This is a genomic window from Desulfitobacterium sp. LBE (assembly GCF_007830365.1).
GTDB classification, from domain to species: Bacteria; Bacillota; Desulfitobacteriia; order Desulfitobacteriales; family Desulfitobacteriaceae; genus Desulfitobacterium; species Desulfitobacterium hafniense.
Map to the genome: position 1 here is coordinate 1,545,402 of NZ_VLKD01000001.1, position 18,411 is coordinate 1,563,812.

At 51.3% G+C, this 18,411-nt stretch carries 18 protein-coding genes; all 18 read right to left on the reverse strand.

Translation table 11 applies throughout. The features are described 5' to 3' along the window. Positions 1 to 23: 23 nt before the first annotated feature. Positions 24 to 1,040 carry an arsenosugar biosynthesis radical SAM (seleno)protein ArsS gene (arsS, locus tag DESLBE_RS07410; protein ID WP_144676050.1) on the reverse strand — a complete coding sequence of 339 codons (1,017 nt, stop codon included), beginning with the start codon at positions 1,038 to 1,040 and terminating at the stop codon, positions 24 to 26. A 50-nt stretch (positions 1,041 to 1,090) separates the two neighbouring features. Continuing rightward, the gene (locus DESLBE_RS07415; RefSeq protein WP_005809059.1) at positions 1,091 to 1,423 is read right to left on the reverse strand and encodes an arsenosugar biosynthesis-associated peroxidase-like protein; all 333 of its coding nucleotides are present in this window, start codon (positions 1,421 to 1,423) and stop codon (positions 1,091 to 1,093) included. 90 nt (positions 1,424 to 1,513) lie between these two features. Continuing rightward, positions 1,514 to 2,158 (reverse strand): ATP-binding cassette domain-containing protein, encoded by a 645-nt coding sequence (locus tag DESLBE_RS07420; protein WP_015943751.1) that lies wholly within the window; start codon positions 2,156 to 2,158, stop codon positions 1,514 to 1,516. A gap of 22 nt (positions 2,159 to 2,180) precedes the next feature. After that, on the reverse strand, positions 2,181 to 3,383 hold the full coding sequence (locus tag DESLBE_RS07425; protein WP_144676052.1) for an ABC transporter permease: 1,203 nt from the start codon (positions 3,381 to 3,383) through the stop codon (positions 2,181 to 2,183). Between the two features lie 41 nt (positions 3,384 to 3,424). Continuing rightward, positions 3,425 to 3,868: a DUF4418 family protein gene (locus DESLBE_RS07430; RefSeq protein WP_243131253.1), complete on the reverse strand. Its 444-nt coding sequence runs from the start codon at positions 3,866 to 3,868 to the stop codon at positions 3,425 to 3,427. A gap of 14 nt (positions 3,869 to 3,882) precedes the next feature. After that, complete coding sequence (locus tag DESLBE_RS07435; protein WP_144676056.1) at positions 3,883 to 4,917, reverse strand: ABC transporter substrate-binding protein; 1,035 nt, start codon at positions 4,915 to 4,917, stop codon at positions 3,883 to 3,885. Between the two features lies 1 nt (position 4,918). Then, positions 4,919 to 5,719 (reverse strand): ABC transporter ATP-binding protein, encoded by an 801-nt coding sequence (locus DESLBE_RS07440; RefSeq protein ID WP_144676058.1) that lies wholly within the window; start codon positions 5,717 to 5,719, stop codon positions 4,919 to 4,921. Continuing rightward, complete coding sequence (locus DESLBE_RS07445; protein WP_144676060.1) at positions 5,713 to 6,735, reverse strand: ABC transporter permease subunit; 1,023 nt, start codon at positions 6,733 to 6,735, stop codon at positions 5,713 to 5,715. The genes DESLBE_RS07440 and DESLBE_RS07445 overlap by 7 nt, the downstream gene beginning before the upstream one ends. Positions 6,736 to 6,835: 100 nt before the next feature. Next, positions 6,836 to 6,997, reverse strand: coding sequence for a hypothetical protein (locus DESLBE_RS26520; RefSeq protein ID WP_015943745.1), 162 nt, complete (start codon positions 6,995 to 6,997; stop codon positions 6,836 to 6,838). Positions 6,998 to 7,040: 43 nt separating this feature from the next. Further along, positions 7,041 to 8,132 carry a GTP-binding protein gene (locus tag DESLBE_RS07450; RefSeq protein WP_144676062.1) on the reverse strand — a complete coding sequence of 364 codons (1,092 nt, stop codon included), beginning with the start codon at positions 8,130 to 8,132 and terminating at the stop codon, positions 7,041 to 7,043. A gap of 122 nt (positions 8,133 to 8,254) precedes the next feature. Beyond that, positions 8,255 to 9,100, reverse strand: coding sequence for an MIP/aquaporin family protein (locus DESLBE_RS07455; RefSeq protein ID WP_144676064.1), 846 nt, complete (start codon positions 9,098 to 9,100; stop codon positions 8,255 to 8,257). 78 nt (positions 9,101 to 9,178) lie between these two features. Continuing rightward, on the reverse strand, positions 9,179 to 10,153 hold the full coding sequence (gene arsM / locus DESLBE_RS07460) for an arsenosugar biosynthesis arsenite methyltransferase ArsM (protein WP_144676066.1): 975 nt from the start codon (positions 10,151 to 10,153) through the stop codon (positions 9,179 to 9,181). 106 nt (positions 10,154 to 10,259) lie between these two features. After that, a complete protein-coding gene (locus tag DESLBE_RS07465; RefSeq protein ID WP_144676068.1) occupies positions 10,260 to 10,583 on the reverse strand; it encodes a hypothetical protein in 324 nt (107 codons plus the stop codon). A 374-nt stretch (positions 10,584 to 10,957) separates the two neighbouring features. Next, positions 10,958 to 12,256: a VWA-like domain-containing protein gene (locus DESLBE_RS07470; RefSeq protein ID WP_144676070.1), complete on the reverse strand. Its 1,299-nt coding sequence runs from the start codon at positions 12,254 to 12,256 to the stop codon at positions 10,958 to 10,960. After that, positions 12,232 to 12,900 (reverse strand): hypothetical protein, encoded by a 669-nt coding sequence (locus DESLBE_RS07475; protein WP_144676072.1) that lies wholly within the window; start codon positions 12,898 to 12,900, stop codon positions 12,232 to 12,234. The genes DESLBE_RS07470 and DESLBE_RS07475 overlap by 25 nt, the downstream gene beginning before the upstream one ends. Then, positions 12,897 to 13,979: a MoxR family ATPase gene (locus DESLBE_RS07480; protein WP_144676074.1), complete on the reverse strand. Its 1,083-nt coding sequence runs from the start codon at positions 13,977 to 13,979 to the stop codon at positions 12,897 to 12,899. Before DESLBE_RS07480 ends, DESLBE_RS07475 begins: the two co-directional genes overlap by 4 nt. Before the next feature lie 317 nt (positions 13,980 to 14,296). Then, entirely contained in the window at positions 14,297 to 16,279 is a 1,983-nt protein-coding gene (locus DESLBE_RS07485; RefSeq protein ID WP_144676076.1) for an FAD-dependent oxidoreductase, read from the reverse strand. A gap of 234 nt (positions 16,280 to 16,513) precedes the next feature. Then, complete coding sequence (locus DESLBE_RS07490) at positions 16,514 to 18,280, reverse strand: sigma-54-dependent Fis family transcriptional regulator (RefSeq protein WP_144676078.1); 1,767 nt, start codon at positions 18,278 to 18,280, stop codon at positions 16,514 to 16,516. Between the last annotated feature and the right edge of the window lie 131 nt (positions 18,281 to 18,411).

An 18,411-nucleotide genomic window follows, 5' to 3' on the forward strand; every position in this document is an offset into this window, starting at 1 on the left:
CCTCCAACTCTTTTATTTGGCTTTTACACGACAGACCCGCCGCAGCTTGAACCGCTGCCGGCCGTGCAGGCATAACAGTGATTGTGAACCGCGATTTCCCGCCGGCAGAGATCTTCTTTCCGGCAGGCGGAGATATGCTGGGGGGAATCGGGCAGCCCCAGCATCTGATTAAAATCACAATCATAAAGATAACCATCCCAGCTGAGGGAAACCATATCCCGGCACATGACATTTTGGACGGTGGACGGATTAAAGGCCCCCGCCAGCTGTTCCATGTAGCGCTGGAGGTTGCCGGAATTCTTCAGGAAAGTTAAAAACCGGCCCACCGGGAAATTGCCGATGGCAAACAAACTATTGAAGGTAATGCCATGCTGATCCAGCAGAACCCGGCGGTAGTCGGCCTCGATCCCCTGCTGGGCCGCCGGCAGAAAAGCGCCCCCCGGATTATAGACCAGGTTCAGCTTTAAACCGCTGCCCTCCCGGCCATAGCCCAGTTCATTGAACTTTTTCAGCAGTTTGATCGAGGACTGGAAAACCCCGTTCCCCCGCATGCGGTCGGCATCCTTCTCGGTATAATAAGGCAGGGAGGAAACAACTTCCACCTGATGCTCCGCGTAAAATTCCGGCATCCACCCATATTTTTCATCGTCCAGTACCGTCAGATTGGTTCTCGTCATCACCTGGCGGTTCAGTTTTTTCGCTTCCTGAATCAGCCAAGGAAAATTAGGATTTAATTCCGGCGCGCCGCCGGTGATATCCAAGGTCTTGATCCCATGGTCCGCCATGACCTGTAAGCCTTGGGCCATAACAGCCTGGGACATGGATTCCCTCCGCAGCGGCCCCGCTTCCACATGGCAATGCTTGCAGCTTAAATTACAGATCTTGCCCACGTTCATCTGCATGGTCTGAATCGTCTCTTTGCTTTTCAGAGGAAGAACGCCGCTCTCCTGCAATCTTTCCAGAAAAGGTTTGATGTTTAAATGATTTAAAGATTCCAGTTGGGAATCGCTGTTTTGTGCTGTTGCCTGCAACAAGCTCACACCCCTTTCTCTTTCCCTTCAGAAACGTGATAACTCCGAAATTGTCAGACCTAGAATCCAATTTTCTTCACGATATTTTTCATTTGGACGCCGTGCACAAGAGAGGCCCCGCCGCGAATGGCACAGGCCACATGGATCGCTTCCGTCATCTGCTCCTCATTGGCGCCCTTTTCCAAAGAGCTCTGGGTATAAGCTTCGATGCAATAGGGACATTGCACGGCGGTGGCCACTGCCAAAGCAATCAAGGCTTTTTCCCGCGGGCTCAGGGCACCTTCCTCAAATACCGAACCGTAATAGGCCATGAATTTCTGCCAAAGGTCCGGTGCCTCCTCACCCATGGTGGCAAATTTGGCCAGATCAGCAGGATTGTAATAGGTATCCATTAAACATTTCTCCTCTCGTCCGCACGTTGTGCGTTTCATATAAAGACTATAGAAAGACTGTGACATATAAAGACTGTTTCACCTCTCCTGCTATTGCAAATGTCCATCAGCAATGGCAACAACTTTGTCCGCCCGGGCAGCCAGCCCCAGATCATGGGTGACAACCACCAAAGCGCAGCCTTGAGCCGGCAAACCCAATAAATAATCACCCACCCAGGAGCATAATTGGGGATCCAGGTCGTTGGTGGGTTCATCGGCAAACACCACTGCCGGATCAAGAAGCAAGGCCCGGGCAATGGCCACCCGCCTTTTCTGCCCGACACTCAGCTCACTGGGGTAATAATCAAGCCGGTGTCCCAGTTCAAATTCCTGCAACAGGTTAACGGCCTTCTCTTTCATTTGCCTATTTTTGGCCAGATAAGCAGGAACCAGCACATTATCGAGAACGGTTAAAGAGCCGATCAGATTGGCGCTTTGAAAGATGAAGCCAAATTCCTGATTGCGCAGACGGTCCTTGCGGTCTTCCGCCAGTTTGCCAATGTCTTCATTTTTATACCATATTTCACCGACCGTAGGGCTCAGCATCAGTCCCAGCAGGGACAGCAGAGTGGATTTGCCGCTGCCGGAGGGCCCGGTGACCGCCAGGGATTGTCCCCCATCAAGTTCCAGGGAAATTCCTTGCAAAATCACTTCTTCACCATAGGTCTTGCCGATATTTTTCGCTGAAAGTAACATGTCTGAACTCCTTTGCCTCCTATTAATCAATGTCACCCCGCTGGATAGCCAGGGACGGATCGATCCTTCCTACCTGCCCCAGGGGCACGCTGACCGCAATGAAACTGATCAGGCTGAACAGACAAACCAGTCCGAAAACTCCTGCCGCCAGGGTCGGGCTGCCGGGTGCACGAAAAGGAAAGGTGCTTTGGGTTTGCAGCAGATTCAAGACCAGCCGGTACAATCCCCCGCCTGCAGCCAAGCCAAGCAGGATGCCGCCGACCGTAAGCAGCAGCGCTTCCCCGGCAATCAGCCTGCGCAGATCCTGTTTCCTAGCCCCCAAAGCCCTGTAGAGCCCCAGTTCGCTTTTGCGGTCCCAGGCCATGGACAGAAAACGCCCAAAGAGCTGGAAGATGGAAGCCAGGACCAATAAAATTCCGCAGCCCAGCATGATCAGGAAGACCACCTGCATCTGACCCTGGATTTCTTTAAAAACACTGCTCTGCTCAATCACCTTAAACTTTCCCAGACGGGAGATCTGATAGGCCACCGCGGCCGACCGGCCTTCTTCCACCTGGACCAGCAGGGCGGAAACCAGGGTTTCCGGTTCTCCGTACCTTGCCCAGAAATGATCATATCCGGCAATGTTTTTCGAAAAAGCCCGCACGGTATCCATATCCATGAGAATCGACTGATCCATGCTGGTCCCGGTAAAGTCCAGGCGGGCCGCCACTTGGACGGGATTGCCGAGGATATTGGCGGAAGCAGCCTCAAACCCGCCCACATTGCTGCCGATAATAATCTCGTCGGCAGCCAGCTTACGGCCGATCAGCTGATCGGTCCAGGGCTGGATCAGCCAATCGCTCTCAGGGTCAAAGCCGATCAAGCGCACCTCACCGGTAGAGGAACAGCAGCTTTCATTCAGGGTCTGGCCAAAAAATTGCGGCGTCACCCGGACTACCCCATCGATTCCTGCCACCTGCCCAGCAACGTCTTCAGTCATATAAATCACCGCCGGGGCTCCTGTAAACAGCAGGTCCGTATCCGTAAGCATAGTTTCCGCCTGAGCAGGGATCACCAGAATATCGGCCCCCAAACGCTGTTTGCTGGTTGCGATGCCTTCCGTAACTCCCTGGTAGACAAGAAAAAGGGCCAAAAGTACCGCCACGCTGACGGTCACCGACAGCATGGTCGCAAGGGACTGCACCCTGCGCTTGTTCAAGCTGTGGAGAATAAGTTTTCTCATAACTTTCGTCATGCCTTTCTAAGCAAAAATACCGGCAATCATTAGAACGTTCTCTTATGCCGCTGAACATCCTCCGCTTTGAACAGTTGAATACCGGCGGCAAGGATTAAAAGGCCATAGATGATCCTGCAGAACAAGGCCGTGGTATGGCAAGCCATCCCTTCTTTCACGCAGATACCGATGACTGCATCCGTCGTGATGGCAATGCCGGCAGCCCCTAAGCCTATGATCACGATTGAGGACAAACGGCGGAGCTGCGGTTCCTTCAGAAAAAACTGTCCGGCAGATACTAAGATCAAAAGAACAGCCACCGGGATTTCCGCCCGGAAGGTCCAATGGCATTTCATGGGCACACTGCCCCCCGCAGCTGTCTCGATCAACCCGCTGCAAGGAGGAAAGACAAACATGCCGGCCAATAGGATAAGGGAAAGGGCGGTGGCCAAACCGGCGAGGAGCCGCCATAGTTTTGAGGACAAAGGATCCACCTCTTTCTAAACAACTAGTGTTCCCCCATGAAGGAGACCATCTGGACGTAGAGCCCGTCAATATAAGTATCCAAGTCGGCAGGCGCCTTTTCCAAGGCTCCGGCTCTGGCAATCTGGTGCCAGATTTCTCTGAAGCTGTCGTCCACTGTCTTCTTGTCCCCGGCAATCCAGGTATAATCCTTGATCAATTGAGCGTTCAAAGCAGCCTCACCGGCAATATAGCCTTTATCCATAACCATTTGAGCGGCTTCATCAGGCTTTTCTTCCAGATATTCGCAGGCTTTGGTAAAGGCTTGTGACATGCGTTTGCCGATCTCGGGATTAGCGTCCAGAGTTCGCTTGTTCATGCCGATAAAGCAGCAGAGAGTATCTTTCAGGCCCGGATCAAAAGTATTGGAATAAAATTTGGTTTTTCCATTCTGAACAGCCATTTCCGGGAAAGGATCGTAAGTAGCAAAAGCGTCCACTTCTCCTTGATCCAGGGCCTGCTCCATTTGGGCATTGGGGTAAGAAAGCCAGGTCACCTTTTTCGGGTCTTTCCCCAGTTTCACCATTTCCGAGGCGATTTGGATCTGAGCAATACCGCCAATAGCGGCCGCAACTTTTTTTCCTTCCAGATCGGCTACGCTTTGAATGCCGCTTTCCTTGGCAGCCGCTCCCTGAATACATCCTTTGTGCAGGGAGTCGATAATCATTAATTCCAATCCCTGTTCCATAGGTTTGAACTTATCAGGAGTCAGTTCAAAAGCATCCAATTCGTCATTGGCCATCAAAACCGCCACATCACCGGTAATTTTTAATAATTTAACATCAAGGCCGGCTTCCTTAAAAAATCCCTTTTCATAAGCCACAAAAATGGGGGATTCGCAGGTTCCGCCCCAATAACCGACCACAGCCGGTATTAGATCGCTGTTTTCACCCGTCTGCGGGGTGTTGTCAGCGGGGGTTGTGTTGGCCGGAGTGGCATTTCCACCCCCACTGCAGCCGGTCAGGACCAAAGCCGCTGCCAGCAGCAGGACCAAAAGCAAACTCAACCTGTTTCTTTTCAATTTAACTCTCCTCCAATTTTTTCTTGTTTTTTATGGTTTGATTTATATTGCAGCATTCCAGAATAGCCATGATCTCCCTGCGCAAGCGGACAAACTCAGAAGAGGTTCTGTCCCGGGGATGTTGGAGGCCGATAGTCACTTCCCCAATTGCCTTACCGGGCCGGGAGGACAGAATAACCACACGGTCGCTTAAGTACACCGCCTCCTCAATATCATGAGTTACCAGAATGATAATGGGTTGATCCCGTTGCCATATTTTGATGATTTCATCTTGAATGGCCATGCGGGTGAAGGCATCAAGAGCGCTCAAAGGTTCATCCAGCAGAATCAACCCCGGGTCCTGAATAAATGTGCGGGCCAGAGAAGTGCGGCTGGCCATGCCCCCGGAGATCTGATGGGGATAAGCCTTCTCAAAGCCCTGCAAGCCCACCAGTTCGATATATTCCTGTACTTTGGCCTGCTCCTGCTTAAAAACCCTGCGGGCCTTGAGACCGAAAGCGATATTGTCGTAAACCGATAACCAGGGAAAGAGGTTGGTGTCCTGAAACACGAACCCCCGGTCATAATGAGGTCCGGCAATCATCTCCCCGTTATAGCTCAATGTCCCGCCCTGGGGTTGATCCAATCCTGCCACCAGGCGCAGGAAGGTGGACTTGCCGCAGCCGCTGGGTCCCACCAGAGCCACGATCTCCCCCCGGGTAATTTCCAGATTGAACTGAGCCAGAGCATGAACCTCCTTGTTGTCTGTGTCATGATAAATGCGCGTAATATTGTCAGCCAGCAAATGGCGTTTCCCTACCATCTCACAGTCCCTTTCTGCCATTTCAGCAGGCGGTTGCGCAGTCTAAAGAGGGTATCCATCAGGATAAAGAAAATTATAATGAAGATGCCCACCGTGCTGAATATTTTAGCGTATTCACCCCAGGCCTCGGCCCATTTGATATACCAGCCCAGTCCTGCTTCCACCCCCAGCATCTCCGCAATAATCAAGGCTCCGAAGGAAGAGCTTAAACCCATGAACAAGCCGGTGAACATGGCCGGCAAGGCGGCGGGGAGCGCCACATGGAGCATGATGTAAACTTCACCGGCACCCAAAACCCGGGCCGTCTCGACGAGCCGTTTATCCGTATCGCGGATGGCCGAACTGACCATCAGGGTCAAAGGAAACCAAATGCTTAAAACGATCAGGAAAACGCTGGCCTGGCGGCTGGTGGCAAAGAGCACCATGACGATGGGCAGCCAGGCCGCCGAAGGAACCGGCCCGATCATTTTCAAAACCGGCATGAACCAATAATTGCAGATCTGGCTCCAGCCCAGCAGGATCCCTGAAATCATGCCGCTGATGATGCCGATCACAATTCCCGTAAACAAGAGTTTCATGGAAAAGTAAAGACTCACCGCCAAGGTCTCCAGGTTGGACGTCACAGAGCTCAGAATCTTGTCGGGGCTGGGGACAAAAGGCAGGCGGAAATGCCCCGTTTTCAGGGTGGCCATATCCAGCGCCGCCACCAGCAAGACGGCCGCCGTCAGGAGCCAGGACAAATAAAGCATTTTGGCCCGCAGCTTCGGCAGCAAAAAGGCAGCCAGACCAAAAATCATATATATTCCCAGGCAGATTTTTAAGAAGGCGGGATAGGTCACGGATTGGTAGCCCTTGGGATAGGCATTGGGCAGGGTCAGGTGCAGGATCAAGGCCGCCAGAAGCGCCCCGGCCGGGGCGAGCATCTGGAGAATCTGCGGCAAACTTGCCGTACGTTTTACCTCTGCCTGCTTTGCTTTTTGCAAAAGATAGTTTCCATCACTCTCTGTTATAGCCACTGGATTTGATCAGCTCCTTCCCAATTAAAATTTGCAGTGACGCTCCTTTTGCTTCAACCTAAATTTCCGCCAAGTTATCTATATTAACAAGTTATTTACATTAATTAATAACCCGAAGAGCTTTCTGCAGCGGCTCAAAATTTTTCACACCTGAATTCTGCCTGGAACCAGGCTTGTTTGCTTCACGAAAATGGGAATTTCTTTGACAGAACATCCCTTTGGCATTTTTTTGCTTGCGGAGACTTACCAAATACTTATACAACCCGTTCACCTCCCGGCAATTATACAAAGCATGCCTTGCTTTATTATCCTACGATTGTCCCATATCTGTAGGTGGGATTAGGGCGTCCCGGTTTCAGGCATTTTAGAACAGCGATAGTGGCGGTGATCTTATCTGCCTGGGCCTTAGCAATCTCTTCTTTCACAATCTCCTCCAGCAGATCCGGCTCCATCTGGACCCGGGCGTTCAAGGTCAGTTGAGCCTTCCGGCCGGTGCCGGCGGATTCACGGATATCCAGGGAATCTTTCGCGCCGGTGATATTGCCGATGACATAGCCTTTGTCCGTGGCAATCAGCAATTTCACATGGCCGATGGCCGCATTGAGGCTGCCAAAACGGCTGCGCAGGGAATTCAGCAGGTTCCTGCCCAAAGTATCCCAATCTGCCCCTTGGCTTTGCAGCTCAATGGTGGCATTCAACCAACCCAAAACCGCTTCTCCTTCTGCGTAAGTATCGTAATCCACTTCCGCCAGATGGGTCCCGGCCCCGCTGCGCTGCTGGGCCTCATGGAGCCAGGCTGCCAAGCCCTCTCCGGTTTTGGCGCTGATGGCGTATACAGAAGCCAGCGGCCACTCCTCTGCCGTGCGCTTCTTCAGGATCTCCACCGCCAGTGGGGTTAACAAGTCCGTCTTGTTGATAACAATCAAATCCGCTTCCTCAAGTTGTTTGCGCAGAATATAAGCGGCACTGGGATGAAGTCCTGCCGTCCTGCCGTCCAAAATATCCGTCAGCTGCCGGGGGTCCACCAGTACAGAAAGAGGGGCAACACTGAGTTTATCCGCAAATTTTTCTTTTAACGGCTGCAGAATGGTTGCCGAAAGATCCGTGCAGCTGCCTACCGGCTCGGCAATAATAATGTCGGCAGGTTTATGGGCATTGACATGGTCAATCGCTTCCATAAAACCCGGAAAGTTGCAGCAGAAGCAGCTGCCGCTCACCTCGGACACTTCAGTGCCAGTTTGCTCCAGATAAACGGTATCCACCAGTTCGGAAGCCTGATCATTGGTAATAAGCCCGACCTTTCTGCCCGTTTGACTGAGCTGGCGGGCTGCCTCGCCGAGCAGTGTTGTTTTTCCCGCACCTAAAAATCCGCCGACTAAAATAAGCTTGGTTTTCATACCCATCCTTCTTTCCGTTTATACTTGTCATCTTATGCTTGTCATTCTTTTCACGATTCAAGATAATTTTGATAATGCCGATTTGTTATCCAGTTAAGTTACTGACTCCTTATCCAATTGAACTAATTGAGGCTGGGGCTTACCCTCTCCCCTAATTCTTCTTCACAGCATTGGCTTTCGGTCTTTCTCATCAAAGGTTCCAACACCCACGTAAAGAGGAGTCCGGCTGCCAGCCCGCCAAGCACAGGTGCCAGAATATAGACAAAGAAAAAACCGCCGGATTGATCGGGAAAAGCAGCCGCACCCCAGCCGAAAATCCACGCCACAAGACGGGGCCCGAGATCCCGGGCCGGGTTCAAGCCGGCCTGAGTCAAAGGAGCGATCAGGCAAAGAACTGAGGTTACCGTCAAACCGATAAACAGCGGAGCTAAGTTGTTGTCCGGTCTCCCCAGGTTGCATCCTTCCGTCAGGGAAAAAATCATCAAGACCAGTAAGAATGTACCGACAATTTCAGCACCGATGGCCAAGGGCATAGAGACAACCGTGGTGCTCCCGGGCAGTTGATAATATTCTCCGAACATTTTGGCTATCGACATGGACTCAGGTGTACCGCGGACAATTTGCTGGGCGCTTTCCAAAGCAACGATGGAAGGATTAAAAAGGACATAGATAAGCAGCCCGGCGCAAAAAGCGCCTAAAAATTGACCCATCAGATAGACAGGCAGTTTCTTGACCGTCATTCTTTTCGTGGCCACCATGGCCAGGGTGACTGCTGGGTTGAGGTGTGCGCAGGATAAATGACGGGTGGCATAAATAGCTAAGCTGACGCCGATCCCCCAGATGATCCCGATTTGCAATAAACCGGTATGAGAATTAAATAAGACCGATACGGCTACCGAACCACACCCGAACAGGACCAATAGAAAGGTACCCAATAGTTCACCGAGAAAATCACGTTGATATTTCATTGGCAAAACTCCCTCGTTCTTATTTATGGTTATAGACAAATGACCATAGACCATTAACCAAGCGGCATCCATGTTCTATCAGCAGCAGCAACCACCTCCCGAACCGCCATAATGATAAGTAGGAGCGGTCACCACCACATCCGTCCGCTCTAACCGCCGAAAGTAAGCGGCTGTTTTCTGACACACGGGGTGGGGAATATCCCTCGGTACAATGCTGCCTTCATCATCCCATAGCCGCTCTTTGCCGAAATAGATGATTGTTTCCCCGGCAAAAATACGGGCTCCTCCCTCAGGCACCGGTTGTTTATAGGCAACCAATTCCAGGGATTCCAGCAGGATATTTTCGGTTAAGGAATAGCGCTCTTTATCTAAAAGCCGGTAAGGCCTGCGGGCTCTGATTTCAATAGTGCCAAATCCTGCCCCGCTGATTTGCTGCAGATAGTCCTCATAGCTCAAGGCTCCGGACAAGCACATGGCCCTGAGGCGTTCATTCTGCCGCAAGTGCTCCGGTATGGGCTGGGAGGCAATCGGGTCGGATATATAAAGCCGCCCCCCCGGCTTTAAAACCCTGTGCATTTCCAGAAGAGCCCGGTTCAAGTCTTCTCCTTCAAAAATATTAAAGAGGCAGTTTTGGGCAGCCACATCCACACTTTCATCCGCCACAGGCAGATCAAGGGCATCCCCTTCCCGCAAGTCAATAAAAGCGGATTGAAACCAGCTGTTGGCTTCCTCGGCAAGCTTAAAGTTAGAACGGGCTTTGGCCAACATTTCCGGCACCCGGTCCACAGCAATGACCGAGGCGGCCCGGCGGGTAAAGTAAGCAAATTCCAGAGCTTCCAGACCACCGCCCACACCGACGTAGAGAATGGTGTCATGAGGCTTAAGCTCCCCCAAGTGAACCGTGGTGCCGCAGCCATAATTCATCTCACTCATGGCCGTCGGCACAGTCAGCCCGGGAAGATAACGGCTGGGTTGTGAGATGCAGCATAGGGAGGCCTGGGGTGTCAATGCCGCCTCTTTGTATAACTCGTGAGTGATCTTTAAGTAACTCATGATTTTCCTGCCTTCTTTCTTTGTCTCATTTCAGTGCATCACAGTGGGATACAGCGCATCAAAACTGTACACCGGCTCCGGGGAATCCTGCCCAGGAGTTTGTCCACTAACTCAGTAAATTGTTGTCACGATTCTCCCGGCTCAAGCTGACCCTGCGGTCAAAAACCTGATCAACCAATCTTACGGTTCGTTCCGTATTATCCAAGGATGGGAAAATAACATAGGATTTGATGGCGGCTTCGACCTGCTGACGAACGACTTTGGTTAAGAGCTCGGTATTCTTTTCATAGACCCGCTCTGCCAAGGCTTTGTTGATTAAACTCCGAACCGTATCGGATACGGTTTCTCCCCTTTTCTCGGCAATCCATTTGATTTGATCCACCATGGCTGCAGGCATTTTTACCGTGACAGATTTAAGTTCTGATCCCATCTTAGATTCCTCCTGATTTTCGTCTTACCGGCTAACTCCTTAATTATCAGCTTATTAAAGGATACTTAATGCTTTTTGTCTTACCGGCCCTTTCACACCAGAAACATATGCAAGAAACATGCCAAACGCGGTCAAGTTCACAATCCCTTGTCTATCAGGCTTTTCCAGCCTTTTGCCCCAGGAGCGCCTGGCCTGATTATGTCTCAATATAGCAAAGGTTTTTCATAATGAAACTTCGCCCGGGTCAACCCCAAATTCGAAACCGGATTCGAATCTGACAACCCCTCTTGAGCAGGGGACCGGCAGATGCCGACAGGGCCTGACGCACTACGTTATGAGCAACGTTTTGCATCAGGCCCTTTTCCTTTAGGTGTCTATATACTCATTTGAATCACTTTGGCCCAATCCGGAGCTGTTCCGTCTCCTGACAACACGACGATGACCTTCATTCCCTTCGGCGGCTGCGCCGGCCATGCTGTATAACCGTCGGTCAACACGATTCCCACCTGGGGCAGCGGCCTCAGCCTCGATACACCTTCCAGGCCGGCTCTCATATCTGTTCCGCCACCGCCGGTAAGCCGGATTTGCTCCGGACGAAACACCCTGCGGCAGGATTGAACCGTATGATCCACGGCCAGGACCCGAACTCCTTCTTGCCGGCCTAAGGCTTTAAGAATACCGGAAATCTCGGCAAGGGTCCGGGCCAGCATGGGATCGGATATACTGGCGCTGGTATCCGCTATGATGGCAACCGCCGGCACAGGCCGCCGCAGGGAGGGCAAAATAACCTCTCCCTTGCCAACCTTTCCCTGGCGCCGGGAGGGACGGCTGTAAGAATAATCCGTGGCTCCTGCCGTATCCGCTACAGTGGAGCGGATTGCCGAGGCAAGCTGCTTTTTCCAGTCGATTTTGGGGCGGAGTTTTTCCTCAGCCCACCGTGCTAAATGTCCGGGAACCTTTCCCTGCCCTCTGACATGCTCTTCGATTTGATGGGCCACATCCCGCCGGATCAGCTCTCCCTCCACCGGGCTGATCCCTGATGTTGAGCCTTTGCCGGGAGGCTCCTCCTCCCAAGGAGCCCTTTGACCTGTTGCACAGGAACCGCAGCGGCCTGAACCAGGCCTGGGTGAGTCCTCATCTTCATGGGTTCTATCCGCAGCCTGAGTATCCTTGCCATTCTCATTATGGGAATTGGGTGCATCCGTTTGTTCATTCTTGGGGGAGCCGTCTGCAGACTGCTTTTCCCGGTCTGCCAATGCCGTATAGTACTCCTCGGCAAGCAGGTTATCCGGCAGACCGATGGATTGAGGGGTAACCGGCTGCACCGGAAATTTGACCCCTTCACGGATCAGGTCATCGTTGATTTCCGCATCAGCAGCCAGATTGCTTAATTGGGGATTAAACGATTTCATTCGCTCCGGATGATCCCGAAGGAGATGACAGATCTCATGGTAAAGAACTCCCCCCATAATTTCCGGGAGCCACTGAGATAAAACTCCAGGATCATAATAGAGCCGCCAATACATATCCACGGCCAGCGTCCCCAAGCCCGGCTTCGCTACCGGCTGGAGAGCCCATGCCGCCGAAGCCAGATAGGGACGCTCTTTGATCAGGCGGAGGCGGGCTGCCTGCAATTCCTGCGGAAAAGTCACGCCATGAACACCTCCAGACATTTTAAGGCTTCAATGGTTTCCAGGAGTCCGGAGGAATCACCGGCCCGACTGGCACCTGTTTGCAAGCTGTTTTCATCCGCCGTGATTTTCCGGGTTTCTTCCCTCTGCCTGCTCATCGTTTCCTCCAGATTGGTTGAAGCTCTGTCTAAGCCATAAAAAGGCAGGTACCCCGGAAAAAAGTAAGTGTAGCGATAGTTTTTGAATTTCGGCAGAAAAACCGGCGGATAGTTCTCGATAACCTTTTTCAGAAGGGGGGCAGCATCCTCTGCGCCAATGGAAAAGGAATGAATCCGGCTGTTGTCAATGCTGATCCGTGATGAGCAGACAGGCTTATCCTGCTTAATGGTATAAAGGCGATACTCTTCCCCTCCCTCTTGATTAAGGCAGACTTCTGTCTTCCATAAACCGGAACGTTGGCGATGAATTTTTTCCAGCTGTTCAACCCAATCTTTACCCAGAGTGATTTTTAAAACCACATAGATAAGATAGGCCGGCAGATTCGAACTTGTGCTGTTATAGAAATCCAGTCTGGGCTCATGGCCGGCCCCCATGCCCACGATGACCCGGCCATATTTATAAATTTTCGAGGCATTCTCCGCCCAGGGAAGGTTTTTATAAGGGGTGGCTGGAGGTGGAGGATTCACATCAGGCCCCCTTGCTGCAGCAGCGGCACAAATTCACGAAGCTCTTTTTGGGGCAGAGGAAATTCGGGCCTGCGGGCAGCAGCTAATTTTTTAGCGGCCACCGCTGCCACATCTTTTTTCCCCTGCTCCGCAGCCAGAGCAAGTACGAGCCAGGCGGCGGCCCAGCGTTCTTTCGTCAGCCTTCCCGTAGCTGCCGTTATGACCGCGGTCAAGATGGCAAAGGACTGATCTCCCCGGTCCGGCAGCTTAAGCCGGGTTGGGTCGGCCAGTATTTCTTCCGGATCCGGCAGATCCAAATCTTTGCGCCAGGCAAGGAATTCCAGACAGGCACCCTCCCCGATGCAGCCCGCCAAAAGGGCGGCCGCCACGTCATCCTCTGCCGTCACGGAATCTGCTGCCGCCAGTAACCGGGCAGCCATAACCCATGATCTTGGCGACGGCCAGGCCCGGCCGGCTTGCCTTTCATCATTGGGCACCTGTAGCAGCAAATGAGGTCTGTGCCGGATAAAGGAGGCAAGCAGCCCTTGTTTAGCCGGCACGGCATCTTCCCAGCCTTGGGGGAGCCGGGCTAAATGGCTTATAGACCATCCGTAAATCATGCCATCAATCCACCCCTGGGTGTCCAATGACCAATAAAGATGGCAGAACCGGTTGGCCAACGGGGGAGACAGATCCCATCCGCCCACCGCCTGTTCCGGCGGATTGGCCGAGGCAACCACGGAAACACTGCCGGGCAAAGTCAAATCGCCCACCGCCCTTTCCAAAACAACCCTTAATAAGGCAGACTGAACAGCCGGCGGCGCTGTGGATAGTTCGTCGAGAAAAAGCACCCCTTTCCCGGCACGTACCAGGCGATGGGCCCAGGCCGGCGGCTCCAGGTGTACGCCTGCTTCACCTACTACAGGCAGGCCGGAAAAATCCGCAGGTTCACGAATGGAAGCGATAACCACCTCCAGCGGCAGATCAAGAACCTCCGCAAGAGAAGTTATGGTCGCTGTTTTTCCCACACCGGGGGGACCCCAGGTAAGTATGGGAACCCCGGCCTGCAAAGCAATCGATAGAGCAGGTACTATGGACATTGTCTTGCACCTCATTCATTTCGTATGGTCACTTATATGTTATATTTTGCCAGATAGTTTCCGGATTTATAACTTAACCCCGCCATAATGCTTAATATCCAGCCAAAACAAAAACTTCCCATCCCTCCAGGGACGAGAAGTCATTCCAGTGTTGGTGCCGCCACTATTTTTCAAAGGATCTATATTCTGATTATTCCCCCCACCAATACCATGAATGCTCCGCTTCTGATTAACGATTCCGTTAACCTTGGGCGGAGCATTTTGAATATCGCAAAGTCCCTCAAGCTTGATTTATACAAGCTTGATTTAAGATAAAGCTATTTTCCGGCGGCAATTCTGCCCGCCCGGCGTCCGAAGGTGACTGTGCGGCCACAAGCAGCACCGGTGGAGAGATTAGGATAGGAATAAGCGAAATAAGCCCCGGAATCATTCCCCACCACATACAAACCTTCGATGGGGTTGCCATCCTTGCCGACGGCATTCATGTTCGTGTTGATTTGAATGCCATCCATCGTGCAAAGGATAAATCCACAGTTCTTAGCTCCATAAAAGGGAGCCTTGCGGACAGGGCTGAGGCGGCTGGCCTCTTTGCCGAAATCCTGATCCTCACCAAGCTCATACAGCTGGTTATAGCGCTCAACAGTCTTCACCAGCTTATCGGCAGGCAGATGCAAACCCTTGGCCAATTCTTCCAGGGTATCAGCCTTGATGACAAAACCCTGTTCCACCAGGCCGGGCAGCATTTCATGTTCCATAGCCTGAAAAGGAATATTAGGGTCGGCGCCGTTTTCAAAAGGAAACATACGGCTGCAGCCATGGGTAGCGAAGCTCTGAATGTGGGCCGTCCAGTCTGAATCGAAAATCGTATAATGGGAACGATCTTTCTGGAACTCATCGGCGTGGAGAATCCCATCATAGGTCCCGGACTCGTTGAAGAAACGCTCGCCATGGGCATTCACTTTCAGCCAAGGCTGGCTGCCCATCCAAAAGAATCCTGATTCTCCGGATTTGGCCTGCTCCAGCCCCGGCACAACATCGGGCTTCAGGGCGCAGCGGTCAAAGGCCATCATGCTATGGGTATCATCGAACTTGGCGCCGGCCCAGAGGCAGGCGCGGATACCATCACCGGTGGTACCGGGAATGGCTTCATTGCGCCCTAAAAGTGCCAAATTCTCCGGTTGAAGGGCCTCCAGCATCTCGTAATTCCGGCCATACCCCCCTGTACACACAATCACTCCCTTGCCGGCATTAATACGGATGGGCTGATCTTTGGCATCCGTGGCATATACCCCCACCACTCTACCCTTGTCTATAATAAGTTTTTGCATTTTTGTCTCATACTTAAATTCCACACCTAAAGATACGGCATAATCACACAGCACGGTGTTGCCATTAAGCTCCTGGCCTTTCCCGTCATTGCTCCCTGTCCAACGGGGGCTGTGACCGGTGGCAAAATAGGGGTAGCGTTCAGCATGCCCCTCTCCTCCTTCATGCCACAATTGAACATTACGCTCAGCAAGACGATCCCCATACCAGTTAATGGTCTCTCCCGACTCCTCGCAGAACGTCCGGATGAGACGCTGATCCACACGTCCGGCGGCTGTCTTCGTCATCTCGGTTATATAAGCAAACTTATCGATCTTTGTTCCCAAATCCTGCTGATAACGGCTGTTGAGGGCACCCAGGTCATCGCGCACCCCACCGCCGGCCGAGTTTTTCTCGATCACCAGAGTTTTGGCTCCGTTTTCAGCGGCAGAGCAGCAGGCGAACAAGCCGCCGGTACCGCAGCCCACCACCAGAACCTCAGTATCAATAATACTGACACAATCCGAGTCGGAGATGTTGGGTTCGGCACCCAGCCAGGTGGGACTATCTGAATTGGTGTTGGCGGAAGCCGCATTATCCGGAAGAATTACGCTCTCTCCTTTGGCCTGGGCGATACAGGCTGCGGCGGCTTTCATAACCCCCTGGCTGGTGACCGATGCGCCGCTTACCACATCAATCTCCGCAGACTGTGCTTCCAGCAGTTTTTGTTTGAGGGTCTCACCAGCCGCCTGCCCGATGTCCTTGGTCTCACCGGAAACATCCAACTGAACATCCGTTATTCTCTCGGCATCGAAGGTCATGGTTACTTTTATGGTACTGATTCCTTCGGCTGTGGCAGAGTAGGTCCCGGGGGTGTATGTCCCTTTAGCGGCAGTCTGACTGCTGCATCCCGCCAATACTCCCACAGCAGCCGCGCTGACAACCCCGGCGGCCCCCTTTAAAAAATTTCTTCGGTTCAATTCATTCCCTTTCATCCATGCATGCCTCCTAAAATAATTAATATATTTGCCTTACTGTCATTTATAGCAATAATCATGCCATCCCCTCAGGAGCCTTTAAATTCAAGGGGTATGGCCTTTCCGTAGGTTTAGAGGACAGCAAAAAAGAGGATTTTGAGACAAAATCCTCTTCAAAAAGTATCTTTCAGTTCGTTTTCTCATTTTAGGACACATTTTTGAGTAAAATCAGGATGAACTGAAAGACCTGCTTTAATTTTTGAGAAACAAATCATATTCTTTAACTTTTCGGTAAAGGGTTGATTTACTCATCCCCAGCAACTCTGAGGCGACGCGGATATTCTTATTCGTCTGCTGTAAAGCCTTTTCGATCGCTACTTTTTCCAATTCACTTACAGAAGTTATCTTATCTTTGGCACAGTCCTTAACTTTGTTGAGATTTAAAGATTGAGCCTTGTTATGATTGACCTGAGTGTTTTCAAGCACGATCTCACTGGGAAAATCCTCCGGCTTGATTTGCCCGTTCTTCGCCATGGTGACCGCGTAGAGAACCGCATTCTGCAATTGCCTCACATTGCCGGGCCAGCCATATTTGAGCAGCATATATTTAGCCGCTTTACTCAAGGACGGTACGCGCATCTTTTGTTTTTGGGCATACAGCTTAATATAATGTTCCGCCAGATGGAGAATATCTCCCCCTCGTTCTCTTAAAGGCGGGATGCAGATCTTAAAGGTTGCGATACGATAATATAAATCTTCACGGAATTGATTATTCCTGGTCAGCTCAAGCAGATCCTTATTGGTAGCCGTAATCAATCGGAAATCCACAGGGATAGAGCGGTTTCCCCCCACCCGTTTCACCTTTTTTTCTTCGATCACCCTTAACAGCACGGCCTGCAGCTCCAAAGGCATATCGCCGATTTCATCCAAAAAGAGGGTGCCGCCATTGGCCTGCTCAATTTTCCCTATCCTGCCCTGACGCTCCGCTCCGGTAAAGGAGCCGCCCTCATATCCGAACAATTCACTTTCAATCAGTGTTCTGGGAATCGCCGCACAGTTCTCCGCCACAAAGGGCCCTCTTGGCCGGCTTTCATTGTGGATGGACTGAGCAAATACTTCTTTTCCGGTACCGCTCTCCCCCTGAATCAGAATATTGGCCTCGATCCTGGCAAATTTCCGGGCATTATCTATGGTCGTCAACATGGTTGCCGATTCGCCAAGGATCTCTTTAAATCTGAATTGGGCTTCGGAATGATTGGGGGAGCGTTCCTGGGCTGGGATGGTATAGAATTTATTTTTTCCTAATAACTGAATTTCGCTTTGTATAGCCCAGGCCGTAGAAACGACCAACCCTAATGAATGAGAGTTTTGCCGCTGTATATATGGACTGGCGATGGAAAGAACTCCTTCCAGGCTGCCGTTGGCATTAAATATAGGAGCAGAAGAGCATGACGAATGAGAAAAGCTTTCACAATAGTGCTCAGAGCCACAAACCTGAGTAGGACACTGCAAAAGAATGCTGAGTGCATGAGAGCATGTCCCCACTGTTGCTTCTGTCCATACCCCTCCCGGTAAAAGCTGCAATTGGGTGTTGGTGTTTTTAGCCTCTTGAAAATCACCTTCAACCACTCTTAAAATCACTCCCTGTTCATCAGTAAGGATTATAAAGCAATTGGTGTTGGCTGCGATGCTTTCAAGCTGTTCAATATAGGGATCAGAAGCTTTTAACAGCTTTTCTTTTTCACTTATTCTCTTTGCAAATGCTTTCTGGGTAAGCGTCGGCGCTTTGGAGCAATCCTGCATATCAACATGATACTCTTGAAACGATCTCAGCCAGGATTCAGCAATATCAAGGCGCACTATATCAATATCTTTAAGTTGAACTCTGTTGTTAATCAAATCCATCTTTAATTGCCTGACCTTGTCAATATAAACAATATCCGCTTCATCAAGCTCGAACCTTAACGAGCTATCGATATTCCTTATGATTGGACTCAGATAATTTTCAATAGATAACATCCCTAATCGCCCCTTCCAAGGCAGGCCTCAACTTTACTTTCATTATACATCTTTTCACAATCCTTGCATCACTTTTCTCCTGGTCATAGTCTGAAATATTCCCCCAGTATGAACGCTCATATTATGAAAGC

Bases quoted from the DNA above. Each gene is read 5' to 3' on its own strand.
- DESLBE_RS07415 (WP_005809059.1), bottom strand. From the start codon at position 1,423: ATGGATACCTATTACAATCCTGCTGATCTGGCCAAATTTGCCACCATG.
- DESLBE_RS07420 (WP_015943751.1), bottom strand. From the start codon at position 2,158: ATGTTACTTTCAGCGAAAAATATCGGCAAGACCTATGGTGAAGAAGTG.
- DESLBE_RS07425 (WP_144676052.1), bottom strand. From the start codon at position 3,383: ATGAGAAAACTTATTCTCCACAGCTTGAACAAGCGCAGGGTGCAGTCC.
- DESLBE_RS07440 (WP_144676058.1), bottom strand. From the start codon at position 5,719: ATGGTAGGGAAACGCCATTTGCTGGCTGACAATATTACGCGCATTTAT.
- DESLBE_RS07450 (WP_144676062.1), bottom strand. From the start codon at position 8,132: ATGAAAACCAAGCTTATTTTAGTCGGCGGATTTTTAGGTGCGGGAAAA.
- DESLBE_RS07455 (WP_144676064.1), bottom strand. From the start codon at position 9,100: ATGAAATATCAACGTGATTTTCTCGGTGAACTATTGGGTACCTTTCTA.
- arsM (WP_144676066.1), bottom strand. From the start codon at position 10,153: ATGAGTTACTTAAAGATCACTCACGAGTTATACAAAGAGGCGGCATTG.
- DESLBE_RS07465 (WP_144676068.1), bottom strand. From the start codon at position 10,583: ATGGGATCAGAACTTAAATCTGTCACGGTAAAAATGCCTGCAGCCATG.
- DESLBE_RS07470 (WP_144676070.1), bottom strand. From the start codon at position 12,256: ATGTCTGGAGGTGTTCATGGCGTGACTTTTCCGCAGGAATTGCAGGCA.
- DESLBE_RS07480 (WP_144676074.1), bottom strand. From the start codon at position 13,979: ATGTCCATAGTACCTGCTCTATCGATTGCTTTGCAGGCCGGGGTTCCC.
- DESLBE_RS07485 (WP_144676076.1), bottom strand. From the start codon at position 16,279: ATGAAAGGGAATGAATTGAACCGAAGAAATTTTTTAAAGGGGGCCGCC.
- DESLBE_RS07490 (WP_144676078.1), bottom strand. From the start codon at position 18,280: ATGTTATCTATTGAAAATTATCTGAGTCCAATCATAAGGAATATCGAT.